A 24,826-nucleotide genomic window follows, 5' to 3' on the forward strand; every position below is an offset into this window, starting at 1 on the left:
GCCGACACGACCGCCGACCATCGGGCGCTCCGGTCGAGTGGCGCGGCAGACTGCTGGTGTGACAGCGACATTCAGCGCGGGCGTACTCCTGTTTCGCACCACGTCGGGCGATCCCGAAGTCCTGCTCGGCCACATGGGCGGGCCCTTCTGGGCGCGCAAAGACAACGCGGCCTGGTCGATCCCCAAGGGCGAATACGACCCGGACACCGAGGACCCCGCGCTGGCTGCCCGCCGCGAATTCACCGAAGAGCTGGGATTGCCCGCGCCGGAAGGAGAATGGATCCCGCTGGGCGAGGTCCGGTACAGCAGCGGGCGCAAGCGGCTCGTCGCGTGGGCCGTGGAGGGCGACCTCGATCCCGCCCAACTCGACCCCGGCACCTTCGAGATGGAATGGCCGCCGCACTCCGGCCGTCTCGTCGCCTTCCCTGAAATCGACCGCGCCGAATGGTTCGACCTGGCGACCGCTCACGACAAACTGATCGGCGGGCAGCGGCCCTACCTGGACCTCCTCACCGAACACCTGCGCGCGGAAACCGACCGAGACCTGAACCGCACCGACGACACTCGGCCCTGAAAACGCGGAGCCTGGCGGGAACTCAGGCCGACGCCCACTTCACGCCGGTGATGAGTTCGAACGCCTCCTGATACTTGCGGCGAGTCGCCGCCACGATGTCGGCCGGAATCTCCGGCCCCGGAGGCTCCTTGTCCCAGCCGGTCGAGGTGGACCAGTCCCGGACGAACTGCTTGTCGAAGGAGGGCTGCGGGTGGCCGGGCTCCCACTGATCGGCGGGCCAGAAGCGCGAGGAGTCGGAGGTGAGCACCTCGTCGCCGAGGGTGAGAACGTCACCGTCCCAGCCGAATTCGACCTTCGTGTCGGCGATGATGACACCCTTGCTCGCGGCGTGCTCGGCGCCGCGCAGGTAGATGTCGAGGGTGCGATCGCGCAGTTGCTCGGCGACCTCGCGGCCCTCCTGGTTCACCACGTCGGCGAAGGTGATCGGCTCGTCGTGGCCCTCGGACGCCTTGCTGGTGGGGGTGAAGATCGGCTCGGGCAGCTTGTCGCCGTCGCGCAGGCCGGGCGGGAGCGCGACGCCGGACACGGTGCCGGTGCGCTCGTACTCCTTCAGACCCGAGCCGGTGAGGTAGCCGCGCGCGATGCACTCCACGTGCACCATCTTCAGCGGCTTGACCCGCACGCCGCGGCCCGCGAACTCCGCGGGGACGTCGGTGGTGGACAGCACGTGATTGGGCACGTCGGCGAAGAACTGGAACCACCAGTTCGACAGCTGCGTCAGCAGCGCGCCCTTCTCCGGGATCGGCGTCGGCAGCACCACGTCGTACACCGAGACCCGATCGGAGGCCACCAGCAGCAACGTGTCGCCGTCCTCGTACAGGTCGCGCACCTTACCGGCGTGCACATGCTTCAACGTGGAGCCTCCGAATCCGTGGATGTGTGTCTGCGCTGCACAGGAACGATACCGCCGCGCCGCGTCCGGCCCGTTGCCGCCGCCCGGCGGCCGCGTGCATTGGTCTCGCTAGCGGCCGCATGCGCCCATCAGTCGGTATTCGTCCCGGCCATGCGCAGTCGAGGGACCGACTTCGTCCGGCTGCGCCCACTAGGGTTGGCCGAGAAAGTTCCGCGCGGGCGGTCCCGCCCGGTGGCATTGTGGACGCTGTCGCGCTCCCGGTGGGCGATCCCGCCGCGAGCTCGCACCGTGCCGTGTTCGTCGAAGAGCGAAGGAGTTCCATGTCTGCCCCGAATCTCACCCGCGACCAGGCGATCGAGCGCGCCGCCACGGTCAGCGTCGAGAACTACCGCATCGAACTCGATCTCACCGACCAGCCGACCGGCACCGACGGCGCGGTCGGCGAGACGTTCGGCTCGAAGTCCACCGTGACCTTCACCGCGACGCCGGGCGCGAGCACTTTCATCGACATCGTCGCGGCCGGCGTGCGTTCGGCGGCGCTCAACGGCACCCCGCTCGACATCTCCGACTACGACGAGGCCAAGGGCATCGCCTTGCACAACCTGGCCGAGCGCAACGAACTGGTCGTCGAGGCGGACTGCGTGTACTCGCACACCGGCGAGGGCCTGCACCGGTTCGTCGATCCCACCGACGACAAGGTCTACCTGTACTCGCAGTTCGAGACCGCCGACGCCAAGCGCATGTTCGCCTGCTTCGACCAGCCGGACCTGAAGGCCACCTTCGACATCACCGCCACCGCGCCCGCCGACTGGGAAGTCGTCTCCAATGGTGCGGGCGGCAAACAGGAATCCGGCGGGGTCGCCGTGCACACCTTCGCCACCACGCCGCGAATGAGCACCTACCTGGTCGCCATGATCGCTGGCCCGTACGCGAAGTGGACCGACACCTACACCGACGAGCACGGCTCGATCCCGCTCGGCATCTACTGCCGCGCGTCGCTGGCCGAGCACATGGACGCCGACCGCCTCTTCACCGAGACCAAGCAAGGTTTCGGCTTCTACCACGCCAACTTCGGCGTGCCCTACGCCTTCGGCAAGTACGACCAGCTGTTCGTGCCGGAGTTCAACGCTGGCGCGATGGAGAACGCGGGCGCGGTGACCTTCCTGGAGGACTACGTCTTCCGTTCCAAGGTCACCCGCGCGTCCTACGAGCGCCGCGCCGAGACCGTGCTGCACGAGATGGCGCACATGTGGTTCGGCGACCTGGTCACCATGAAGTGGTGGGACGACCTGTGGCTGAACGAGTCGTTCGCCACCTTCGCCTCGGTGCTGTGCCAGTCCGAGGCCACCGAGTACACCAACGCCTGGACCACCTTCGCCAACGTGGAGAAGTCCTGGGCGTACCGGCAGGATCAACTGCCGTCGACGCACCCGATCGCGGCCGACATCCCGGACCTCGCCGCGGTGGAGGTCAACTTCGACGGCATCACCTACGCCAAGGGCGCGAGCGTGCTCAAGCAGTTGGTGGCCTACGTCGGGCTGGAGCCGTTCCTGGCGGGTCTGCGCGACTACTTCGCCGAGCACGCCTACGGCAACGCCACTTTCGACGACTTGCTGACCGCACTGGAGAAGTCTTCCGGCCGCGACCTGTCGACCTGGGGCTCGCAGTGGCTCAAGACCACCGGCCTCAACATCCTGCGGCCCGACTTCCAGGTCGACGCCGACGGCAAGTTCGGTTCCTTCGCGGTCGTCCAGGAAGGCGCGGCCCCCGGCGCGGGCGAGCGGCGCGTGCACCGGCTCGCGGTCGGCGTCTACGACGACCAGGACGGCAAGCTGGTCCGCACCCATCGCGTCGAGCTGGATCTCGATGCCGCCGAACGCACCGAGGTGCCCGAGCTGGTCGGCGTACCGCGCGGCAAGTTCGTGCTGGTCAACGACGACGACCTGACCTACTGCTCGGTGCGGCTGGACGCCGACTCGCTCGACGTGCTCGTCAACCGCATCGCCGACATCGCCGAGCCGCTCCCCCGCACGCTGGCCTGGTCGGCGGCGTGGGAGATGACCAGGCAGGCCGAGTTCAAGGCCCGCGATTTCGTGGCGCTCGTGCAGCGCGGCGTCGGCGCGGAAACCGAGATCGGCGTGGTGCAGCGGCTGCTCATGCAGGCGCACACCGCGATCGGCAGCTACGCCGATCCCGCGTGGGCGGCTTCGGTGGGCTGGCCCGAATTCGCCGACCGCCTGCTGGAATTGGCGCGCGAAGCCGAGCCTGGCTCGGACCACCAGCTCGCCTTCGTCAACGCGCTGACCGGCGCGCGGCTGTCGGCCTGGCACACCGAGGTGCTGCGCGAACTGCTCGACGGCGACCCGGCCTCGGTCGGTCTCGGCGGACTGGTGGTCGACACGGATCTGCGCTGGCGGCTGGTCAGCGCGCTCGCCGCGGCGGGCGAGATCGACGCCGAGGGCACGGCTTCTCCGACCATCGACCGCGAGCTCGCCAACGACCCGACCGCGGCGGGCAAGCGCCAGGCCGCGGCCGCGGCGACCGCGCGGCCGATCGCCGAGGTCAAGGAACAGGCGTGGACCCGGGTGATGGACGACGACTCGCTGCCCAACATCACCGCCCGCGCGATCGTCGGCGGCTTCGCACCGGCCGGTCAGGGCGAGCTGCTCGGCTCGTTCGTCGAGCGGTACTTCGCCGAGATCCCCGCGGTGTGGGAGCGGCGCTCCAGCGAGGTCGCGCAGACGGTCGTCGTCGGCCTGTACCCGGCGTGGGAGATCACCGACGACGCGGTCGCCGTCGCGGACAAGTTCCTCGCCGGGAACCACCCGCCCGCCCTGCGCCGCCTGGTCTCCGAGGGCAAGGCGGGCATCGAACGCTCGCTGCGCGCACGGGCGTTCGACGCACGATAGTCCGGATCGTCCGGAGGAGAGACCACGTCTCCTCCGGACGCAATCCGTCGGCCTCGCCGCAGTGGAAGCCGTCGGGCCCACCGTTTGAACGCCTCGCAGCCGCCACCAATGCGCGGCGTGCGATCCCTGTGCGCCCCCGCTTGGCCGAAGGTTCAGCGCGCCGCGCCGGGCCCGGCATCCCGAGCTGATCTACGTCAGGTCGGCGGGGATGTTCAGCGAGCGAGGAAGTGCCAGCCGAGCCACGCCCAGCAGAGCACCGCGAGGATGCGCACCGAGCGGTGGTCGAGGGCGGCGGCAGCCACTTCGGTCAGCGGAGCGATCAGATCCCGGCGGAGATGAGCGAGCGCGGTCAGGCCGAGGGCTAGCGCGAAGAGGGCGACGAAACCCGCGATGACGATGGCGCGCTCGGTCATCGCGTCGCCAGCCAGCAGCCGACGGCCAACCAGACCAGCCAGCCCGCGAAGCGCAGCGGGCCCTGTTCCAGACCCGGATCGAGCAGGGTCGAGAGAGTCGGATGCTGGTCGCTGGGCTTAGTCCAATCCGGTTGGCGCACAAAGGCGTACGCCTCCCATCCGGCGATCGCGAGCAGCAGCGCGGACCACATCGCGGTGCCGCGGCGCAGCGGCGGGTCCTTCGGCCGCACCGAGCTCGGGGAACGGATGGCCCGGATCAATACGGCCACGCCGACGACCACCACCAGCACTGTCGCGGCCCAGCCGAACGGCCGAGTTACGGACCCGACCGCCGCCACCGCGACGACGCAGACAACAGCGAGCACGCGCCATCCGCTCGACGGACGCGCTCCGGGCGTCGACTCCGCTGCCATCGTCGCAGGATACGACCACGACAGACCCGGAGCGCCACGTGGCGCTGCCGCCACTCCGCAGAACCGATCGGCTTCGGCGGTTTCCGCCCACCGGCGGCTGAGCCGCCCGGCTCAGCGGAACAGGTCGACGTTGTCCCGCGCCCACTGCGCGAAGGTGGTGGCCGGTGCGCCGGTGAGGTCCGCGATCACGGTCGTGGCCTGTTGCGGGTGCTCGACCATGCTCGCGATTCCGTCGACGTACCACTGCGCGTACTCCCCCATATCCGGTTCGAGCAGCCGGATGGCTTCGTCACGTGGCAGCTGGACGACGGTGAGGTCCCGTCCGAGGGCGGCGCCGATGGCGCTGATCTTCTCGGCCCTGGTGAGCGTCTCCGGGCCCGTCAGCTCATAGGTTTTGCCCGCGTGCCCCTCGGTGAGCAGCACCTTCGCCGCGACGCGGGCGATGTCGTCCATGGTGAGTGGCGCGTTCGCGGCGTCCGGGTGCGGATCGCGGATCTCGTCCGAGGCTTTGATCTGTCCGGCCCAGATGGTGGCGTTCTCGGTGAACTCACCGGCGTACAGGTGGGTCCAGTCCAGGCCGGAACCCTCGACGGCCTTCGCGATGGGCTGCCAGTCGGTGGACGCGTCACCCGACAGATCCACGATATGCCGGATGCCCGCCGCCTTCGCCAGCTCCACCACCTCGTTCACCGTCTCCAGCACCGGCGCGAGATACATGCGGTCGACGCCCTCGAAGGCGGCGGGCAGCGAGGACAGCCGCCGCAGATAACCGTGCGCGACCTCGACGCCCGCGGGGAACGCCGCGCGCTCGGGATGGTTCGACAGCGCACGCACGTCCGTCGCGCCGCCCGCGAGCAGGTGGTCCACCACCATCCGTCCGATGTTGCCGGTCGCTCCCGTGACAAGAATCTTCATCTTCCCAAGGTGCTCGCACTCCGCCGCTCGCGACAACCCCCAATTCCGCAGCGACGCAAGCACACCCGGAAACGCGAGCGGCGCACCCACCCGAACCGGGTGGGCGCGCCGCGAGCACGCTGGTGACGTGGGGGTCAGCGACCGATGGCGGCAGCCATCACGCGGACCGCGGAGATCAAACCGTCGATCAGCTCGCCCTGGCGGATCGAGCTCAGCGCGGCGGTGACGCCGAGCTGGCAGACGCGGTCGTTGGCGCGGTCGGCGATATCGTGGCCGGAGCGGACCTCGATCGCCTTCTCGTTGGGCGAGACGGCGATGAGCACCGAGCGCGCCGCCTCGGGGGTCGTGGCGAAGAGCGCGTCCGCGCCCGCCGCCGTGTCGGCGCCGAGATCGCCGACGTAGATGTTGAAGCGCACCTTGGTCGCCCTGGTCGCCTCGGTCAGCGCGTTGTCCATGGCGAGGCGCTCTTCATCGCTGAAGGGGGCTTCCCTGAAGAGGTCGCCCGCCTCGTGCACGCCGGACACGCGTCCGCTGCTGGTGAGGGCGTACCCGTGCGGGAGGTCGGCCTCGACCACCGCGGGCCACTTAGAACTTGCCACTTGCCCGGCCTCCGATCAGCTCAACCTGGGCGGATTCGATAGCCGCATGGCTGCCATGCGACTGAGCGGTGTCGTGGTGGCCGTGTCCGGTCACCTCGTCGGTAGCACTCCACAGCACCGGCTCCGCGGTCCACTTCTGTCCGAGTTCGAAGTGAACCGGCTTCTCGCCGGGCAGCGGCTTACCGAGAAACGACAATCCGGCGATCGCCGCGTAGATCACCAGCGGGATGCCGACGAAGATCAGCACTGTCTCGAGAATGCTCACGGCCTTACGGTAGACGATGCTGTGTAGTAGACGCTCGTCCGGTCGGCCACTCACCCCTGTGTCGTTCCAGCTTCCCCTGGTCGCGGTATAGGTCAGACCAGCCAGGCGGCCGCGTCGGGCGGCAGGTGGCCACTGGTCAGCGGCGCGCTGGCGAGGAGCAGTTCGCCGGGCGGTAGGGGGATCGGTGCGGCGCTCGCGTTGAGCACGCAGACCAGCCCGCCGGGGCGGCGGAAGGCAAGGCATCCCGCGGGACTGCCGTACCACTCGATCCGCGGGCCGGCGAATTCCGGTCGCAGGCCGCGCAACTCGATCGCCAGCCGGTACAGCGAGACAGTGGATCCGAGCTCCTCGAGCTGCGCCTCCACGGTCAGCCCGGCCCACTCCGGCGGAATCGGCAGCCACGAGCGCTCACCCTTGGTGAACCCGAACGGCGGCCGGTCGCCCTCCCACGGAATCGGCACCCGGCAGCCGTCGCGCCCGCGTTCGGTGCGGCCCGACCGTTCCCAGACCGGGTCTTGCAGCACTTCCTCGGGCAGGTCGTCCACGTTCGGCAGGCCGAGCTCGGCGCCGTTGTAGATGAACACCGAGCCGGGCAGCGCCAGCTCGACCAGGATCATCGCCTTGGCCCGCGCCAACCCGGTCGGGCCGCCGCCGTAGCGGGTGACCTCGCGTTCGACGTCGTGGTTGGACAGGGTCCAGGTGGGCGAGGCGCCGACCGGCGCGACCGCGGCCAGCGAATTGTCGATGGCGTGGCGGACCGCCTCGGCGGTGAACGCCGTCTCGGCCAGGCGGAAGTTGAAGGCCAGATGCAGTTCGTCGGGTCGCACGTATTCGCCGAAGCGGGTGTTGTCGTCGACCCAGACCTCGCCGATGGACACCGCGTTCGGGTACTCGTCGATCACCTTGCGGATGCGGCGGTGGATGTCGTGCACGGCCGGGTTGTTGAAGCGCGGGTCGCTGTCGTCGTGGATGAGCATCTTGGTGGACACGGTCTCCATGTCCGGCAGGCCCGGCGGTTTGGCCATGCCGTGCGCCACGTCGATGCGGAAGCCGTCCACGCCGCGGTCGAGCCAGAACCGCAGCGTCCGCTCGAAATCCGCGACGACCTCGGGATTCTCCCAGTTCAGGTCGGGCTGTTCGGGCGCGAACAGGTGCAGGTACCACTGGCCGGGCGTGCCGTCGGGCTCGGTGACCCTGGTCCACGCGGGTCCGCGGAAGATGCTCGGCCAATTGTTGGGCGGCTCGTCGCCGTTGGGTCCGCGGCCGTCGCGGAAGATGTATCGCGCCCGTTCGGGGCTATCCGGCGCAGCGGCCAGCGCCGCTTGGAACCATGGGTGCTCGCTGCTGGTGTGGTTCGGCACCAAGTCCATGGTGACCTTGAGTCGCCGGGCGTGTGCCTCGGCGATGAGCGCGTCGAGCGCGGCCATGCCACCGAACAGGGCGTCGATGTCGCGGGGGTCGGCGACGTCGTAGCCACCGTCGGCCATCGGCGACCGCATCACCGGGCAGATCCACAGCGCGTCGACGCCGAGCAATTCCAGATAGCCGAGCTTCTCGCGGACGCCGCCTAGATCACCGATGCCGTCGCCGTCGGAGTCGGCGAAGGAACGGGGGTAGACCTGGTAGAACACGGCGGAACGCCACCACGGCTGGTCACTGCGGTCCGCCGGCGCCCGCACGGCAGGTGTAGCTGTCACGTTCCCAATAGTGCCAAAGGCATTCGGCGAATTCCCCTTGGGTGACCGCATGTCACACTATCTGGCAAATTTACAGCGAATACCTTTCGCGGCCGGTACGGCACCCCGTGGCTCACATCGGCGAGTTCACCAGCGAGTACGCGGCCATCTCCAGATAGTCGAGCAGGGCCTTGCGGTGTTCGTCGTCGAGGACCTCCGGCTCGATCTCCGCGACCGCGATGTGCATGCAGCGGAGCCAGGCGTCGCGTTCGAGCGGGCCGATGGTGAACGGCATGTGCCGCATCCGCAGCCTCGGATGTCCGCGTTCGTCGGAGTAGGTGCGCGGACCGCCCCAGTACTGTTCCAGGAACATGCGCAGCCTGCGCTCCGCGGGGCCGAGGTCCTCTTCCGGATAGAGGGGGCGCAGGATCTCGTCGGCGGCCACCTCCCGGTAGAACACCGCCACCAGCCGATGGAACGTCTCCGCGCCGCCGACCGCCTCGTAGAACGACGTCGTGGTCTGCTCGCCCGAACTCATCAGGTCCTCTCGATTGGTCGAATCCCCGCACTCCATTGTGCCCGGCGCGGGCCGAGGCGCCACGGCTGGACGGACCGCGCGACCGCGGTCCAGATAGCGGAGCAGCGGCTCTTCAGCGGCAGTTAACCCAACATTGTGCGAAATCACCGTGCAATCAGGCGAGTTCCATGGTCATATTGGTGGCAGTCTCCGCTGGAGATACCACATGATCTTGAACCTGACGAAATCGGGGTCTCCCTAATGAAGCAGCGGCACGGCCGGTCACACGAGGCCAGGACCCACCGACAACTCCAGCCCGCCGACGTCCACAATCGTGGGTCGGGGGCTACTCCGCTGCACATCTTGTCCGATCACCATCCGGGATCCCACCGCCCGGGTGAGGCTCCTCATCGCGCCGATCACGGCCACCATCTCACGCCGGTCCAGGCCGAGACCGCCAACTGGTTGAAGCGCCGGGTGTTGCTTCTGAACGCCACCTACGAGCCGCTCACCGCGTTGTCCGCCCGCCGTGCCGTCGTCCTGCTCATCTGCGACAAGGCCGACGCCGTGCACCACAATCCCGAAGGACCGGTCGTCCATTCCGCCGGATCCGAGGTGGCCATTCCCTCGGTCATCCGTTTGCGCACCTACGTGCGCGTCCCCTATCGCGCCCGCGTCCCGATGACCAGGGCCGCGCTCATGCACCGCGACCGCTACCGCTGCGGATACTGCGGCGGCAAGGCCGAGACCATCGACCACGTCATCCCGCGCAGCCGCGGCGGCGAGCATTCCTGGGAGAACTGCGTGGCCAGCTGCGCGCCGTGCAACCATCGCAAAGCCGACAAGTTGCTCAGTGAGCTGGGCTGGTCGTTGCGATCGCCGCTGGTGTCGCCGAAAGGGCCGCACTGGCGGCTGCTGTCCACGACCTCCGACCTCGATCCGATCTGGTTGCAGTATCTGGGCGAAGGCGCTGCCTGAAAACGACCCCGATCGGCAGCTGAACCTCAGCCGTACTCGATGACGAGTGTCGCCCAGGTGCCGGGTTCCAGCGCCTCGAAGATGTGCGGCGCGTCACCTGGGTAGGCGATGTAATCGCCCGGTCCCAGCTCCACCGGCGACTCGGTCGGGCCGACCATCGCCCGCCCCGTCGCGAGTAGGACATGCTCGATCACGCCGGGGATGTGCGGGTCCGAGGCCCGCGGGTGGCCGGGTTCGGCGGTGATACGGAACAGGTCGCGGCGAGTGTTCGGCAAACCGGACGCGAGCAGCGTCGCGGTGTATTCCGACTGCTCGGCCGCCACCTGCGGCCCCTCGCCCGCCCGGATCACCTGGACGGTCGGACGCGGCGGATCGAGCAGCCGGGAGAACGGCATGTCCAGCGCGACGCACAGCGCCCACAGTGTTTCCAGGCTCGGGTTCCCACTACCCGACTCCAGTTGGGAGAGTGTGGATTTCGCGATTCCCGCCCGGTTGGCCACCTCGCTCAGCGAGAGCCCGGCGCGGGTGCGCTCGCGGCGCAGCGAAGCCGCGATCACCGCCTGCGGCGTCGCCGTCGTGGTGTCGTTCCGCGCCATGCCCCAGCTCCCGTCGAGTCCGAACCGCCCAACAGAAAACCATATTGACGAACCGGCCTGCCATGTTCACTATAAGCTACATGCGTTCGATATGGCGAACACTGGACCGGGAGACGCTGTCCGGCATCGCGGCGGTCTGCCTCGCGGTCGCCGTCATCGGCGTCTCCTACGGTACGACCGCGGTGGCCGAGGGCTTTCCGGTGTGGCTGCCGGTGCTGCTCGGCACCGTCGTGCTCGCGGGCGGCGCGGAGTTCCTGTTCATCGGCATCGTCGCGGCGGGCGGCAACCCGATCGCGGCGACGCTGGCCGGGCTGCTGGTCAACGCGCGACACCTGCCCTACGGACTTTCGGTGCCCGACGTCGTCGGCACCGGCTGGCGGCGGCTGATCGGCGTGCACGTGATGAACGACGAGGCGGTCGCGATGGCGCTGGCCGAATCCGAGCCCGACCGCCGCCGCGCCGTCTACTGGGCTTGCGGACTCGGTGTTCTACTCGCCTGGCCGGGCGGGGCGGCGCTCGGCGCGCTCATCGGGACGGTGGTGCCGGACACCTCGGTGCTCGGGCTAGACGCGGTGTTCCCCGCGGTGTTGCTCGCGTTGGTCGTTCCTGCGCTGCGCGACCGGACGACGTTCGGGGCGGTATGCGTCGGCGCGGGCGTCGCGGTGCTCAGCGCGCCATTCCTACCCGCGGGTTTGCCTGTGCTGCTCGCGCTTTCGGGCGTGGTGTTCGCGGCGGTCGCGCTGGGGCGCACGCCCTCCGCACCGGAGAGCGCCGACTACATCTCCTGCGACTGCGGACGGAAGGAAGCTCGATGACGTTGGCCGCCGGAGTGATCGCCCTCGCCGCGGGCACCTACGCCTTCCGCTGGGCCGGACCCGCGTTGCGCAGCCGCATCCGATTTCCGGTACGTGCGCGCCAATTGCTGGAGATCGGCGCGGTCGTGCTGTTGGCCGCATTGGTCGCCGTGACGACCCTGCCCTTCGGTACCGGGCATGTCGGCGTCGCATTGCCCGCCGGGGTGGTGGTCGGCGGAGTCCTCGCGTGGCGACGCAGTCCACTGCTCGTGGTGATCCTGGCCGCCGCGGCGACCACCGCCGTGCTGCGGCTCATCGGAGTTTCCTGATCCGCCGCGGAAACTCGGCGGCTGGTGCGGCGCCCAGAATGGTCGACACGCACGGCGCTCTGCGCGGCGGCGGACGACTTCCCAGCTGTGTTCGTCGGCTGCGGGCGATCAGTTCGGCAGCAGCGGGATGCTGCCCGCGCGGCGGCGGGCGACCGAACCGTAGCGGGCGTCGAGGCGCAGCCAGGTGGCGGTGGCGCGGACGCGCACGATCTCGGCGGCCGGGATGCGGCGAGCCTCGGCCTTCTCACCGGAGTGCGGGATGAAATCCATTGCGGTGAGGGCGAAGACGACGCGCATCGGCACCTCCACCCGGGTGTCGGCGGCCGAGACGGTGAGTACGGTCTGGTCGAGCAGCGAGGCGGGCGGGCCGTGCTGGCTGCCGTGTTCCTTGGCCAATTCCGCTCCACGCTCGGCCAATTCGACGAGGGTACGGGCGGGCACATCGTCGACGTGCGCGAATCCGTCGATGGGCGGCAGCGCGCTACGCCAAGCCGAGTCCATCGAGTAACCCAGGTCGATCGGGCTACCCGAGGCGAGTCCGGCCAGCACCAGGTCGGCGCCGACGGTGACGTCGTCGACGCCGAGTTCGGCGATCACCGTCCGCACCGCGAGCGCTTCGAAACCCGTCGCGACCCAAGCCGATACGTAGCGCTCACCGCGGCGGCGCAGGCGCACCACCGCGGCTTGGTCCAGCCGGACCGCCCTGCTCAGGAACGTGGCGAGGTTCTCACGTTCGGCCGGGTCGGAAACGTGCAGCACGCGCTGCTCTGTCATCACAACCGTTCTGTCGTCACCGGCGATCGCGTCGCGGTCACTTGTCCATCCACCCGGCCAGGTACTCGCGCTCCGGCTCGGTCAGGCGGCGCAACCGCTGGGTATCGATGTCGAACGCCGCGAGCTGGGTGGTGGCGAGCACGGCGGGCGGCGAGTCGGGCGCCGCGCCGTTGGCCCGCACCTCGTAGCCGACCGTGAAATCGACCGCGCGCAACTGCTCGATCCACATCGCGATATCGAGCGGGGTGTCCTCGTGGCGCAGCTGCCCGCGGTAGCGCACGCGCAGGTCCGCCAGCACACAGCCGGACCGCAGCGAGGAGGTCGGGCGGCCTTCCTCGAACAGCCACGGGATACGCGCCTCTTCCAGCAAGGTCACCATCCTGGCGTGGTTGACGTGCTGGAACACGTCCATGTCGGACCACCGGATCTCGACCTTGGCGTGAAAACGCTTGGGCAGCAGCACGGAACTTCCGCGACCCTTCCCGTCACCGTTCAACGAATTCGTCACTGTGGTACCTCCGGGGGACGCCCAGTCACCCACCAGGACGCACACGCTGCGGCGTCGCAACAGGCAGACGAGGCGAGATCGTGGGTCTGAAAAATCCGACTACGCCGACACTGCGATCCGGGACGCACCCGGATCGAGACCGATCTTCGCGGTCCAGTATCGCAATGTCGGCCCGAGGGGTCCTGTCGGGGGCGGCCGCCCGTCAGCGAGGCACCTCCGATTGCGCGCCGACACCACTGACCATGCTGCGCACCTGCCGTGCCGCGACGGACAGCGTCGCCAAGTCGTGGGCGCCGGACTCGAACAGTTCCGAAAGCGCCGCCCGCGCGCGGCCCAGCCTGGACTGGTTCTTCGACTCCCAGTAGGCGATCTTCTCGTCGGCGGTCTCCTCCGGCTCACCGGCGGAGAGCACGTCCAGGGTGAGCGAGCGCAGCGAACCGTACATGTCGTCGCGCAGCGCCAGCCTGGCCAGCGCGTGCCACCGGTCGCCGCGCTCCAGGTGACTCACCGCCTGGAGCAACCAATCGATCTTGAGGTGGTCGTTCAGCGCGTAGTACAGCGCGCCGACCTCCTCGCCGTCGCGGTCGGTGATGTCGGCGATGTCGAGCACGTCGAGCAGCGGGAACAGTGTCAGCAGGCCGAACACCTCGGTGGCCAGATCGGTCGGCGCGCCGCGCGCGATCAACTCCGCGGACTGATCGGTCAGCGTCGCCACGTGGTGGCCGCGCAGCCAACCGGGGACCTTCGAGGCCAGCTCGCGCACGCCCCGGCTGTACCGGTTGATCTCGGCGCCGACGGCGATCGGCTGCGGGCGGTTGCTGAGCAGCCATCGCGAGGCGCGGTCCAGGGTGCGTTTGGTCTCCAGCTCCAGTTCGTCACGCACGGAGATGGGAATGTCGGCCGAACGGATCCGCGCCCACATGGAATGCAGGTCGAAGATCTCGGTGGTCGCGGCGAAGGCGCGCACCGCGTCGGCGGCCGTCGCGCCCACCTCCTCGATCAGCCGGAACGCGTAGCTGATCCCGCCGTAGTCGACCATCTCGTTGGCGATCATCGTGGTGACGATCTCCCGGCGCAGCCGGTGCTTCTTGATGGCGCTGCCGAAGCGGGTCCGCAGCGGCGTCGGGAAGTACTCCGGCAGGCGGGCCGCGAAGTAGGCCATGTCCGGCAGATCGGAGTCGAGCAGGTCGGCCTTGAGCGAAAGCTTCACGTGCGCCATGAGATTGGCCAGTTCCGGTGAGCACAGGCCCGCGCCGTCCTCCTGCCGGCGCTTCATCTCGACGTCGGAGGGCAACGCCTCGAGTTCGCGGTCCAAGCCACGCCGCTGTTCGAGCTCGTCGATGAGCCGCATGTTGACGTTCATCATGCGCGGCGCCTCGAAACGCGACATGCCCATGAGGAAGTTCTGGGACACGTTGTCGCGCAACACCATTCTGGCGACCTCGTCGGTCATCGAGGCGAGCAACGGGTTGCGCTCCTCCTCGGACAGCAGACCGCTGCTGACCACGCCGTCGAGCAGGACCTTGATGTTGACCTCGTGGTCGGAGCAGTCCACGCCCGCGGAGTTGTCCAGCGCGTCGGTGTTCATCTTGCCGCCGTTGCGGGTGAACTCGATGCGGCCGAGCGCGGTGGCGCCGAGGTTGCCGCCCTCGCCGATCACCCTGACCCGCAACTGGTTTCCGTTGACGCGCACCGGATCGTTGGACTTGTCGCCGACATCGGCGTTGGACTCGGTGCTCGCCTTGATGTAGGTGCCGATGCCGCCGTTCCACAGCAGCTGCGCCGGCGCGAGCAGGATCGCACGCACGAGTTCCGGTGGCGAGAGGGATTCCACGTTCTCGCCGAGGCCGAGCGCGGCTCGCGCCTGCGGGCTGATCGGCACGGACTTCACCGTGCGATCCCACACGCCGCCGCCCGCGCTGATCAGCGAGGTGTCGTAATCGGCCCAGGAGGACCGCGGCAGTGCGAACATGCGCTGCCGCTCGCGGAAGGAGCGGGCGGCGTCCGGATTCGGATCGAGGAAGATGTGCCGGTGGTCGAAGGCCGCGACCAAGCGGATGTGCTCGGAGAGCAGCATGCCGTTGCCGAAGACGTCGCCGCTCATGTCGCCGATGCCGACGACGGTGAAGTCCTCGGTCTGGGTATCGATGTCCATCTCGCGGAAGTGCCGCTTCACGCTTTCCCACGCGCCCTTGGCCGTGATGCCCATGGCCTTGTGGTCGTAGCCCGCGGAGCCGCCGGAGGCGAACGCGTCACCGAGCCAGAATCCGTAGCTCTGGGCCACGTCGTTGGCGATGTCGGAGAACGTCGCGGTGCCCTTGTCGGCGGCGACCACCAGGTAGGTGTCGTCGCCGTCGCGGCGGACCACCCGCGCGGGCGGCAGCACCCGGCCGGTGGCCAGGTCGACGTTGTCGGTGAGATCGAGCAGACCGGAGATGAAGGTGCGGTAGCAGGCGACGCCCTCCGCGCCCAGCGCCTGCCGGTCGGCGACCGGATCGCCGGTCGAGGCGGGCGGACGCTTCACCACGAATCCGCCCTTGGCGCCGACCGGGACGATCACCGCGTTCTTCACCGCCTGCGCCTTCACCAGACCGAGGATCTCGGTGCGGAAGTCCTCCAAACGGTCCGACCAGCGCAAGCCGCCGCGCGCGACCGGACCGAAGCGCAGGTGCACGCCCTCGACCCGCGGCGAGTACACGAAGATCTCGAATTGCGGCCTCGGCTTGGGCAATTCGATGATTTCGCGCGGCTCGACCTTCATCGAGAGGAAGTCGCGCGACCTGCCTTCGCCGTCGGTCACGTAGTAGTTGGTGCGCAACGTCGCCTTGACGAGGCCGAGGATGGCCCGCAGGATGCGGTCCGCGTCCAGGCTCACCACCTCGTCGATACGGGCGCGCAGCGCGGCGTCCAGTTCGCCGGCCCGCTCGGCCGAGACGGTGTCCGGATCGAACCGCGCGGTGAACAGGTCGACGAACAACCGCGCCACATCCGGATAGGTCAGCAGCACCCTGGAGATATTGGCCTGGCTGTACGGGAAGCCGGCCTGCTGAAGGTATTTCGCGTAGGTGCGCAGGATCGACACGGCACGCCACGGCAGCCGCGCGCGCAGCACCAGCTCGTTGAGACCGTCGGCCTCGGCACGGTCGTACCAGACCGCCTCGAAGGCGTCGGTGAAGCGTTCCCGCAGGCCACGCACCTCGGCCTCGAGCGCGTCGGCCCGCGCCGGGGACTCCAGCAGTTCGGCGTCCAGATCGCGGTCCAGTGAACTGCGCAGCAGCTCGGGGCGGGCCAGCAGACCGAAGTCGTAGATCCAGCGCTCCACGCTCGGGCCGCCGGGCGTGGCCGGGTCCAGCTGGATCTGGTAGGGCCGCTCGTCGACCACCTCGACGCCGAGGCTTTGCAGCACCGGAAGCACTTGACTCAGCGAGACGCCGGTGCCGCCGATGTAGAGCGTGAAGCGCCACGAGCCGGGCGCCGACTCCGGCTTGCGGTAGAGATGCTGGGCGATCGCGCCCTCGGCCAGACGCTCCAGCCTGCCGATGTCGCGCAGGGCGCGGCCCGGGCTGAAGTCCTGCTTGTATCCCTCGGGGAAAGCGGCGGCGTAGCGCTGCACCAGGGCGGGATCGAGCACTGTCGAAGTGCTCACTTCGTCGTTGAGGTGGTCGTCCCAGGTGTTGCTCGCCTCGGCGAGCAGTCGCTGGATGCGCAACCGGTTGGCTTCGGAGGTGTCGACGACGGCGGGCGCCTCGCCGGACACGGGCGGCGCGGTGAACTGGACGTCGGGCATCCGCACCGTGAAATACACACTGGCGAGCTCGCTTTCGCTCACCCGTGCGGAGTAGTCGATGGAGACGCCGCCCAGTTCGCGAACCAGGATGTCCTGCATCTCCAGCCGCACCCGAGTGGTGTAGCGATCGCGCGGCAGGTAGACCAGGCAGGCCACGAACCGGCCGTAGGTGTCCAGCCGCATGAACAGGCGAACCTGGCGGCGCAGGCCGACATTGAGCACGGCGAGGGCGGTGCGACGCATGGTCTCGGTGTCGGAGGAGAACAGTTCGGTGCGCGGGAACGACTGGATGACCTCGAGCATCGCCTGGCCGGAGAAGGAGTCCAGGTCGAACCCGCTCTCCTCGATCACCGAGCGCACCTGGCGGCCGATCACCGGGATGTCGAGGACGTTCTCGTGCACCGCCGTCACGGTGAAGACGCCGATGAACAGGTGCTCGCCGATGATCGCGCCGAACTCGTCGAAATCGGCGACGCCGACGAAGTAGGGGTACACCGAACGGTGCACGGTGGCGGGTACCAGACCCTGGGTCAGCATCAGCAACGGGCGATCGGCGCCGTTGACCGGTACGTGGAAGTCGGTGCCGACATCCGGACGCAGCACGCCGAGGCAGGTGCCGGGCAGCGGATTCGACACGGATTTGTCGCCCTCGGTACTCAGGCGATAGCGGGCGAATCCGAGCACCGTGAAATTGCCCTGGCCCAGCCAGCGAAGCAGATTGGCGCAGTCGGTCAGTTCGGTCGCGGAGAACGGCGCGGCGCCGGTTTTCGCCGCCAGTTCCAAATGGGCGGCCAGCTCGCTCTGGACTTGTTTGATGGCCTCGGTGTCGCCGATGACCTGCCGCACGTCGGCGATCACGTCCGGCATGGCGTGTTCGATGCGCTCGAGCTGGGCGCGGCTGGTGGAAGGGTGCAATTGCAGGTGCATCCAAGACTCGCGCAGCGCCATCGACCCATTGGCGTCGACCTCGTGCGGCACCGCTCTGGTCAGCCGTCCCTCGTCGTCGCGCTCGATCTCGAAGATCGGATGGATGACCTCGCTGACGCTCACTCCGATCCGGCTCAGCGACGAGGTGATCGATTCGACCAGCAGCGGCATGTCGTCGGTCACGACCTGGACCGCGGCGCCCAACCCCGAACCGTCGTCCGGGTGATAGATCCGGACCAGGGCGCGACCGGTCTGGCGCGTCATCGCCAATTCCAGGTGCCGCCGAAAGATCTGGGTGATACCCGTGATCGCACAGTCCACATCGCCCGCGTCGACGTGGCGGAAATACGCCTCTTCGAGGGTCGCGAGGTCACCGCGCAGCGACTGCGGCAAACTCGCGGCCCACGCCGCACTGGACAATTCGGACGAGACCGTCATTTTTTCGCCAACTCCCTCGGATTCGGTTCCGCAACAAAGTGACGCCGGTCCGAGGGTAGCTGTGCCGTGCTGACGCGGAGGTGAATTCCCTTCCAAATACAGGGTGTTCACCTATACCGTGCGTTCGCCGATGAATTGCCGAGGTCGTCGATCTCTCGGCACAGCACCCGATCGGACCGGCAAACGTCACGTAGACGCGATCGCGGTGGGAAGGACCCATTGTCCGGACAGCGCCTGCGCATGCACGGTTCCCACCTTAGCCAGTTTTGAGGCTGAGATAGGGCCGACCGTATTTCCTTCGATGGAGCGACCGCCCGCGGGTGTGTCTCCGCAATTCCTTCGGCGAAGCGGCCTTGCGACGGGGCGATGCGCGCGGCGATCGCCCCGTCGGCGGGTATTGCTCAGTCGCGGGTGAGCTTGCGGTGCGTCACCCGGTGCGGACGGGCCGCCTCCGGACCGAGGCGCTCGATCTTGTTGGCCTCGTACGCTTCGAAGTTGCCCTCGAACCAGAACCACTTGGCCTCGTTGTCCGAATCGCCCTCCCACGCCAGAATGTGCGTGCAGGTGCGGTCCAGGAACCAGCGGTCGTGGGAGATGACCACGGCGCAACCGGGGAACTGTTCCAGCGCGTTCTCCAGCGAACCGAGGGTTTCCACGTCGAGGTCGTTGGTCGGCTCGTCGAGCAGGATCAGGTTGCCGCCCTGCTTCAGGGTCATCGCCAGGTTCAGGCGGTTGCGCTCACCACCGGAGAGCACACCGGCAGGCTTCTGCTGGTCCGGGCCCTTGAAGCCGAACGCGCTCACGTACGCGCGCGAGGGCATCTCCTGGTTGCCGACCTGGATGAAGTCCAGGCCCTCGGAGACCACCTGCCACACGTTCTTCGTCGGGTCGATGCCCGCGCGGTTCTGGTCGACGTAGCTGAGCTTGACCGTCTCGCCGACCTTCACCTCACCGCTGTCGGGCTGCTCGAGTCCGACGATGGTCTTGAACAGGGTGGTCTTACCGACACCGTTCGGACCGATGACACCGACAATGCCGTTGCGCGGCAAGGTGAACGACAGATCCTTGATGAGCTGGCGCTCGCCGAAGCCCTTGTCCAGGTGCGAGACCTCGACGACCACATTGCCCAGGCGAGGACCATGCGGAATCTGGATCTCCTCGAAGTCCAACTTCCGCATCTTCTCGGCCTCGGCCGCCATCTCCTCGTACCTGCCGAGGCGAGCCTTGTTCTTGGCCTGGCGGGCCTTGGCGCCGGAACGCACCCACGCGAGTTCTTCCTTCAGCCGCTTCTGCAGCTTCTGGTCCTTCTTGCCCTGCACCTCGAGGCGCTCGGCCTTCTTCTCCAGGTAGGTGGAGTAGTTGCCCTCGTAGGGGTAGGCGCGACCGCGGTCGAGCTCGAGGATCCAGCCCGCGACGTTGTCCAGGAAGTACCGGTCGTGGGTGACGGCCAGCACCGCGCCCTGGTACTGGGCCAGGTGCTGTTCGAGCCATAGCACCGACTCGGCGTCGAGGTGGTTGGTCGGCTCGTCGAGCAGCAGCAGATCGGGCTTGCTCAGCAGCAGCTTGCACAGCGCGACACGGCGACGCTCACCACCGGAGAGGTTGGTGACCGGCTCGTCCGGCGGCGGGCAGCGCAGCGCGTCCATGGCCTGCTCGAGCTGGGAGTCCACGTCCCACGCGTCGGCGTGGTCCAGGTACTCCTGCAGCTTGCCCATTTCCTCCATGAGCTCGTCGGAGTAGTCGGTGGCCATGAGCTCGGCGATCTCGTTGAAGCGATCGAGCTTCACCTTGACGTCGCCGAGGCCCTCCTCGACGTTGCCGCGAACGGTCTTCTCCTCGTTCAACGGCGGCTCCTGCTGAAGGATGCCGACCGTCGCGCCCGGCGCGAGGAACGCGTCGCCGTTGTTGGGCTGGTCCAGTCCGGCCATGATCTTCAGCACGCTGGATTTACCGGCGCCGTTGGGGCCGACGACGCCGATCTTGGCGCCGGGAAGGAAGTTCAAGGTGACATCGTCGAGCACGACTTTGTCGCCGTGCGCCTTGCGAACCTTCTTCATTTGGTAGATGAACTCAGCCATATGCGGAAGCCTATCGGTCTCGGGAACAGTGGAACGAAGCAGAGCCATTCACGGCACGCGCGCATCCTCGCGCCGGATTCACCGTGCTCGCGCCCGACGTTCTGCGGGCGGGATCAGGCGTCGACGGGCTCGGGTGCGGCACTTCCGGAAGGTACGGAAGCCACGGTCGCGGCACTGTCCCCCAATTCCTCGCCGACGCGTGCACGATTTTCAGCGCTGGATCCGAGACAAGTATTCCGCATCAAGGCGCTGGGCCCGCCGCCGGTCTCCGATCGCCGGCTCACTTGCGCCGTACAGCGGGACAGATCGGGGCCCACCGCGGTGGCCCGCATCTCCAGGTCGCGCCGCTCGACGCCCTCCTTGGTCCGGTACTCGTGTGAGCGCAGCTGCCCGTAGACGAGCACCGGGTCGCCCCGCCGCACCGACGCGTCCACACCGCGGACCAGCCGCCGCCAGCAGGACACGGTGAGGAACAAAGTCCCGTTGTCCACCCATTCCCCGGTCGCGACGTCCAGCCTGCGCGAGTTGCTCGCCATCCGGAAGGTGAGCACCTGTTCGCCGTTGCTCAGGTCCCGCTTGACCGGGTGGGTCACCACCGTGCCGACCACCGTCGCCATCGCTTCGTACATGATTTCGCCCCTTCACCTATCGGACCCGGGCCGGACGCTCCGGGTGTCTCCTCCCCGCCGAGCGAGGGCCTCTCCAGCCTCGCCCCCGCACCGGGTGCGAAGGAACCCCCTGTTTCGCGCCTGTGGACAACCCGCTCCGCCACATGTGGACACCCGCCGCTTCGCACCACGCCAACCCCATCGCACAGGCCCTACCCGCCCGCGCCCACCACCGCGGACCCACTCAACGGCAACTCGACCACACTCGTCCCGACGGACACCGCGAACTCACCCGGCTCGGTCCGCCAACCCCCATTCCAATGCTCGAAAGCCCTCCTCGGCAGAGTGATTCGCACCGGAACCGCCGCTCCCGCCTCCGCGAACACGGTCGCGAACCCCGCAAGCCACCGCACCGGCCGCTCGACCACGGATTCGGGACGGGCGAGATACACCTGAACCACCTGCTTCCCCGCCCGCGCACCGGTGTTGCGCGCGGTGAGCGACACCGCCACCGCCCCGTCCGCCGCCGGAGCCGACACCGTGAGATCAGCGAGTTCCCAAGTGCTGTAGCCGAGTCCGTGCCCGAACGGATAGGCCGGTGTCACGCCGGCGCGCAGCCAAGCGCGGTAGCCGATGTGGATGCCTTCGGTGTAGCGCAGCACGCCGTCCACCGGCGTGGTCGAGAGCACGGGCACGTCGGCCTCGGTGGCGGGCCAGGTGGTGGGTAGCCTGCCGCCGGGTTCGGCCCGCCCGAGCAGCACGTCGGCCAGCGCGTGGCCGATCTCCTGGCCGCCGAACCAGGTCAGCAGCAGCGCGGAGACCTCGTCGCGCCAGGGCAGCAGCACCGGTCCGCCCGAATTCACCACCACCACGGTGCGCGGGTTGGCGTGCGCCACCGCGCGCACGAGGTCGTCCTGCGCGCCGGGCAGCGCGAGGGTGGTGCGGTCGAAGCCCTCGCTCTCGGTCTGCGAGCTGGTCCCGACCACGACGACGGCGGCATCGGCGGCCGCCGCCAGCGCCGCGGCGTCGGCGATCGCGTCCGCGGGGTCGGTGTGCGCGGCTTCGGTGCCCACCGTGATCGCGACCAGACCCAATGCGGCGCCGTCGTTTCCGAGTTGCTGGCGCACCGTGATCGAGATCGGTCCCGAGCCGTCGGCGGCTACCGGCACCGACGCGACATCCGGGGTGAGCAGCGCGGCGCCCAGCGCGTCACCACTGCCGCCGAGTTCCCTGTCGATGACCGCGGCGCCGTCGATCTCCATCCGTATCCGGCCCACCCCGGCGACACCCAGCCGCACCGCCGCGGCCTCGTCGGCGCCGGGCCGGTACTCGGTGCTCAGCACCAGCGTTGCCGAGCCCGCGGGCACCGTGCCCAGGTAGACAAGCTGCGCAGCGCGGCGCAGCTCGCTCAGCAGCTCGTTACCGTCGGCGTCGAGGAAGCGAGCGCGCAACCCGGGTTCGCCGGTCTGCGGATCGGTCATGGACGCCAGCGGGAGCGGATGGATACCGGTCTGGACCGGTACGCCGGGATGCACCGTGATGGACGCGTCGGGCAGCGCGGCGCGCAGGCCGTCCACCGGGCTGATCATCTCGGCGGGAACCACCGTCGCGCTGCCGCCGCCCTGCGTGCGTGGCCAGATGGCCGCCTCGCCGATCACCGCGAGGGAACCGGGACCTGAACCCGGCCAAGGCAATTCACCGCTGTTGCGCAACAGCACCATCCCGGCCGCCGCGACTTCGCGAGCGAGTTCTCTGCACTCGCGATCGGAGATGTCGGCCGCGGCTTTACCATTCGTTTCCGGTTCCGGCGCAATGGGTTCGCGCACCGCGACGTGCCCGTGCGACGCCATCGCGGCGGTGTCGAAACCGTTGTCGCGCAGAGCGGTATCCGAAAGATCCAGCGCGCCGACGCGCTGGGCCAGCCGCAGCAGACGCAGCACCTTGGCATCGATCGCGGCCTCCGGCACCGCTCCGGACCGCACCGCCCCAACCAGTCGCGAGCCCCAGGGGCCCATAGGGCCCGGCATCACCAAGTCCTGGTCCGCCTTCGCCGAGGCCTCGGTGCTGCGCACCGCCACCCAGTCCGACACCACGACGCCGTCGAAACCCCACTCGGTGCGCAACGGCGTCGTCAGCAGCGGATTCTCCGTCATCGTGACGCCGCGGACGGAGTTGTACGCCGACATCACCAGCCACGCGCCCGCGCGCACCGCCGCTTCGAACGGCGCGAGATACAGCTCGCGCAGCGCGCGGTCGTCCAGCTCGACGTCGGCGGTGTAGCGCTCGGTCTCGAAGTCGTTGGCCACGTAGTGTTTCGGCGTGGCGGCGATGCCGTGCTCCTGCACCGAGCGGACATAAGCCGCCGCCAATTCGCCCGTCAGCAAGGGATCTTCGGAGTACGCCTCGAAGTGCCTGCCGCCCAGGGGACTTCGATGCAGGTTGATCGTCGGGCCGAGCACCACATCGACGCCCTTGCGCTTGGCCTCGGCGGCCGACGCGGCGCCGTAGCGGCGGGCCATGCCGAGATCCCAGGTCGCCGCGAGCGCGGTCGCCGAGGGCAGGTTGAGCGACGGGTCGCGCTCGTCCCAGACCGAGCCGCGCACGCCCGAAGGTCCGTCGGAGAGCATCATCGGCCGCAGCCCGATCGCGGGCTCCGCCACGGTCGACCAGATGTCGGCGCCGGTCAGCAGCCGCACCTTCTGCTCCAGATTCAGCGCGCCGACCAGCGCGCGCAGGGCTTCGTCCACCGTGTCGAGCATCAGCGCTCCTCCTCGGATCGTCGGCCGGGTCCCGCGTCTGCCGACAATCTACGCGTCGGCGCCGCCCGGGCGGCCGACCTCGAAAAGGCGGATCAGAGCGCGCCGAGGTCGGTGTTGGCGCCGCAGAGCACGACGACCGGCCGCTCCCCCGGCGCGGGCGTGTACGCGCCGCTCTGGATCGCGGCCAGCGCGCTGGCGCCCGCCAGCTCGACGACGATCCGGAATTCGCGCCACAGGTACTCGCGGGCCGCGGTGATCGCCTCCTCGGTGACCAGCAGCGAGGGCACGTTGTAGCGCCGCGCGATGTCGAGGGCGATCTCACCGACCCGGGTCGCGCCGAGCATGTCCAAGCCGGCACCGGGCCCGCCGACGTCGACCGTTCGATTGGCGAGCAACGCCGAGTGCAGCGCGGGCAGGCCGACCGGCTCGACGCCCACCACCTGCTGACGACGACCGAGCGCCGCGGCGATGCCCGCGACGAGCCCGCCGCCGCCGACCGCGACCAGCACCGGCGGCTTGCCGCGCACCTGGTCTTCGAGTTCCAGGCCGACTACTCCGGCGCCGGCGACCACGGCGGGCAGGTCATAGGCGTGCAACTGCAACGCGCCGCGTTCGGCCGCCAGCTCGGTGGCGTGCCGGGCCGCTTCCGCGTAAGTCGTTCCGTACCAGAGCACTTCGGCGCCGTGTGACCACATCGCCGCCACCTTGGTGTGCGGCGCGGATTCCGGCACCACCACCGTGCACGCCTTGCCGAGCCAGGCGGCGGCCAGCGCGGCGGCGATGCCCGCGTTGCCCGCGGAGGCGATGACCACCTGATCGGTCCGCGCGGTCGAGGTGAGCAGCGCGTTGAGCGTGCCTCGGACCTTGAAAGTGCCGCCGTGCTGGAGGTATTCGAGCTTCAACGTGACCGGCACCGGACCGGTCGGACCGGCCACCGAAGTGTGGAAGACGGGCGTCTTCCTGATCCGCCCCACCGTCCGACGGCGCGCGGCGCGCACATCGGAGCGATACACCCGTCGGCAGTGTTCGGCCACCACGGCCGCGCCCCTGTCGTTACTACCTGTCAAGACCGCACTCCGCGGTCGCACAGCCGGGTCGGACCCGGCGGCGCGGCCT

Annotated in this window: 21 protein-coding genes; 5 read left to right on the forward strand and 16 right to left on the reverse strand. The window is 68.9% G+C overall.

Translation table 11 applies throughout. The annotated features are described in order from the left end of the window. Window positions 1-58 precede the first annotated feature (58 nt). Window positions 59-574, forward strand: coding sequence for an NUDIX hydrolase (locus T333_RS17595; protein ID WP_496425114.1), 516 nt, complete (start codon window positions 59-61; stop codon window positions 572-574). Between the two features lie 22 nt (window positions 575-596). Here T333_RS17595 and T333_RS17600 read toward each other — a convergent pair whose 3' ends face one another. Then, on the reverse strand, window positions 597-1,427 hold the full coding sequence (locus T333_RS17600) for a phosphoribosylaminoimidazolesuccinocarboxamide synthase (protein ID WP_357251567.1): 831 nt from the start codon (window positions 1,425-1,427) through the stop codon (window positions 597-599). 320 nt (window positions 1,428-1,747) lie between these two features. Here T333_RS17600 and pepN point away from each other — a divergent pair, with 320 nt between their 5' ends. Then, window positions 1,748-4,336 (forward strand): aminopeptidase N, encoded by a 2,589-nt coding sequence (gene pepN, locus T333_RS17605; protein ID WP_496425115.1) that lies wholly within the window; start codon window positions 1,748-1,750, stop codon window positions 4,334-4,336. 212 nt (window positions 4,337-4,548) lie between these two features. Here the strand turns inward: pepN and T333_RS17610 are convergent, their stop codons facing one another. From T333_RS17610 to T333_RS17640, 7 genes are all read right to left on the reverse strand, one after another. Continuing rightward, entirely contained in the window at window positions 4,549-4,749 is a 201-nt protein-coding gene (locus T333_RS17610; RefSeq protein WP_496425116.1) for a DUF6186 family protein, read from the reverse strand. Then, window positions 4,746-5,162 carry a hypothetical protein gene (locus T333_RS17615; RefSeq protein WP_496425117.1) on the reverse strand — a complete coding sequence of 139 codons (417 nt, stop codon included), beginning with the start codon at window positions 5,160-5,162 and terminating at the stop codon, window positions 4,746-4,748. The genes T333_RS17610 and T333_RS17615 overlap by 4 nt, the downstream gene beginning before the upstream one ends. 111 nt (window positions 5,163-5,273) lie before the next feature. Continuing rightward, window positions 5,274-6,077 carry an NAD(P)H-binding protein gene (locus T333_RS17620; RefSeq protein WP_496425118.1) on the reverse strand — a complete coding sequence of 268 codons (804 nt, stop codon included), beginning with the start codon at window positions 6,075-6,077 and terminating at the stop codon, window positions 5,274-5,276. Between the two features lie 134 nt (window positions 6,078-6,211). Beyond that, window positions 6,212-6,676, reverse strand: coding sequence for a DUF5130 domain-containing protein (locus T333_RS17625; protein WP_496425119.1), 465 nt, complete (start codon window positions 6,674-6,676; stop codon window positions 6,212-6,214). Then, window positions 6,663-6,941 carry an aa3-type cytochrome oxidase subunit CtaJ gene (gene ctaJ / locus T333_RS17630; protein WP_067787523.1) on the reverse strand — a complete coding sequence of 93 codons (279 nt, stop codon included), beginning with the start codon at window positions 6,939-6,941 and terminating at the stop codon, window positions 6,663-6,665. The genes T333_RS17625 and ctaJ overlap by 14 nt, the downstream gene beginning before the upstream one ends. 92 nt (window positions 6,942-7,033) lie before the next feature. After that, on the reverse strand, window positions 7,034-8,689 hold the full coding sequence (locus T333_RS17635; RefSeq protein ID WP_496425120.1) for a glycoside hydrolase family 13 protein: 1,656 nt from the start codon (window positions 8,687-8,689) through the stop codon (window positions 7,034-7,036). Window positions 8,690-8,750: 61 nt separating this feature from the next. Then, complete coding sequence (locus T333_RS17640) at window positions 8,751-9,155, reverse strand: globin (RefSeq protein WP_355000890.1); 405 nt, start codon at window positions 9,153-9,155, stop codon at window positions 8,751-8,753. Between the two features lie 342 nt (window positions 9,156-9,497). Between T333_RS17640 and T333_RS17645 the strand changes: the two genes are divergently transcribed. Further along, window positions 9,498-10,112, forward strand: a complete 615-nt coding sequence (locus T333_RS17645; protein ID WP_496425121.1) for an HNH endonuclease — start codon at window positions 9,498-9,500, stop codon at window positions 10,110-10,112. Between the two features lie 26 nt (window positions 10,113-10,138). Here the strand turns inward: T333_RS17645 and T333_RS17650 are convergent, their stop codons facing one another. Continuing rightward, window positions 10,139-10,708 carry a helix-turn-helix domain-containing protein gene (locus T333_RS17650; protein WP_357252160.1) on the reverse strand — a complete coding sequence of 190 codons (570 nt, stop codon included), beginning with the start codon at window positions 10,706-10,708 and terminating at the stop codon, window positions 10,139-10,141. An 80-nt stretch (window positions 10,709-10,788) separates the two neighbouring features. Between T333_RS17650 and T333_RS17655 the strand changes: the two genes are divergently transcribed. Further along, window positions 10,789-11,523: an AzlC family ABC transporter permease gene (locus tag T333_RS17655; protein WP_496425122.1), complete on the forward strand. Its 735-nt coding sequence runs from the start codon at window positions 10,789-10,791 to the stop codon at window positions 11,521-11,523. Beyond that, window positions 11,520-11,831, forward strand: coding sequence for an AzlD domain-containing protein (locus T333_RS17660; protein WP_496425123.1), 312 nt, complete (start codon window positions 11,520-11,522; stop codon window positions 11,829-11,831). The genes T333_RS17655 and T333_RS17660 overlap by 4 nt, the downstream gene beginning before the upstream one ends. Window positions 11,832-11,939: 108 nt before the next feature. Here T333_RS17660 and T333_RS17665 read toward each other — a convergent pair whose 3' ends face one another. The 7 genes from T333_RS17665 to T333_RS17695 form a co-directional block, all read right to left on the reverse strand. Beyond that, window positions 11,940-12,605: a DUF8185 domain-containing protein gene (locus T333_RS17665; protein ID WP_355000895.1), complete on the reverse strand. Its 666-nt coding sequence runs from the start codon at window positions 12,603-12,605 to the stop codon at window positions 11,940-11,942. 37 nt (window positions 12,606-12,642) lie between these two features. Continuing rightward, the gene (locus T333_RS17670) at window positions 12,643-13,101 is read right to left on the reverse strand and encodes an acyl-CoA thioesterase (protein WP_496425321.1); all 459 of its coding nucleotides are present in this window, start codon (window positions 13,099-13,101) and stop codon (window positions 12,643-12,645) included. A gap of 214 nt (window positions 13,102-13,315) precedes the next feature. Then, window positions 13,316-18,265 (reverse strand): NAD-glutamate dehydrogenase, encoded by a 4,950-nt coding sequence (locus T333_RS17675; protein ID WP_357252165.1) that lies wholly within the window; start codon window positions 18,263-18,265, stop codon window positions 13,316-13,318. A gap of 401 nt (window positions 18,266-18,666) precedes the next feature. After that, complete coding sequence (gene ettA / locus T333_RS17680) at window positions 18,667-20,343, reverse strand: energy-dependent translational throttle protein EttA (RefSeq protein ID WP_355000897.1); 1,677 nt, start codon at window positions 20,341-20,343, stop codon at window positions 18,667-18,669. 113 nt (window positions 20,344-20,456) lie between these two features. After that, window positions 20,457-20,972, reverse strand: coding sequence for a single-stranded DNA-binding protein (locus T333_RS17685; RefSeq protein ID WP_496425124.1), 516 nt, complete (start codon window positions 20,970-20,972; stop codon window positions 20,457-20,459). Window positions 20,973-21,163: 191 nt separating this feature from the next. Next, window positions 21,164-23,710: a beta-glucosidase family protein gene (locus T333_RS17690; protein ID WP_496425125.1), complete on the reverse strand. Its 2,547-nt coding sequence runs from the start codon at window positions 23,708-23,710 to the stop codon at window positions 21,164-21,166. Window positions 23,711-23,802: 92 nt separating this feature from the next. Further along, on the reverse strand, window positions 23,803-24,777 hold the full coding sequence (locus tag T333_RS17695) for a serine/threonine dehydratase (RefSeq protein ID WP_496425126.1): 975 nt from the start codon (window positions 24,775-24,777) through the stop codon (window positions 23,803-23,805). Between the last annotated feature and the right edge of the window lie 49 nt (window positions 24,778-24,826).

This window comes from Nocardia sp. CNS-044, assembly GCF_059570515.1.

Coding starts and splice junctions, on each gene's coding strand:
- pepN (WP_496425115.1), top strand. CDS start 1,748: ATGTCTGCCCCGAATCTCACCCGCGACCAGGCGATCGAGCGCGCCGCC.
- T333_RS17610 (WP_496425116.1), bottom strand. CDS start 4,749: ATGACCGAGCGCGCCATCGTCATCGCGGGTTTCGTCGCCCTCTTCGCG.
- T333_RS17615 (WP_496425117.1), bottom strand. CDS start 5,162: ATGGCAGCGGAGTCGACGCCCGGAGCGCGTCCGTCGAGCGGATGGCGC.
- T333_RS17620 (WP_496425118.1), bottom strand. CDS start 6,077: ATGAAGATTCTTGTCACGGGAGCGACCGGCAACATCGGACGGATGGTG.
- T333_RS17635 (WP_496425120.1), bottom strand. CDS start 8,689: ATGCGGTCACCCAAGGGGAATTCGCCGAATGCCTTTGGCACTATTGGG.
- T333_RS17640 (WP_355000890.1), bottom strand. CDS start 9,155: ATGAGTTCGGGCGAGCAGACCACGACGTCGTTCTACGAGGCGGTCGGC.
- T333_RS17650 (WP_357252160.1), bottom strand. CDS start 10,708: ATGGCGCGGAACGACACCACGACGGCGACGCCGCAGGCGGTGATCGCG.
- T333_RS17655 (WP_496425122.1), top strand. CDS start 10,789: ATGCGTTCGATATGGCGAACACTGGACCGGGAGACGCTGTCCGGCATC.
- T333_RS17660 (WP_496425123.1), top strand. CDS start 11,520: ATGACGTTGGCCGCCGGAGTGATCGCCCTCGCCGCGGGCACCTACGCC.
- T333_RS17665 (WP_355000895.1), bottom strand. CDS start 12,605: ATGACAGAGCAGCGCGTGCTGCACGTTTCCGACCCGGCCGAACGTGAG.
- T333_RS17675 (WP_357252165.1), bottom strand. CDS start 18,265: ATGACGGTCTCGTCCGAATTGTCCAGTGCGGCGTGGGCCGCGAGTTTG.
- ettA (WP_355000897.1), bottom strand. CDS start 20,343: ATGGCTGAGTTCATCTACCAAATGAAGAAGGTTCGCAAGGCGCACGGC.
- T333_RS17685 (WP_496425124.1), bottom strand. CDS start 20,972: ATGTACGAAGCGATGGCGACGGTGGTCGGCACGGTGGTGACCCACCCG.
- T333_RS17690 (WP_496425125.1), bottom strand. CDS start 23,710: ATGCTCGACACGGTGGACGAAGCCCTGCGCGCGCTGGTCGGCGCGCTG.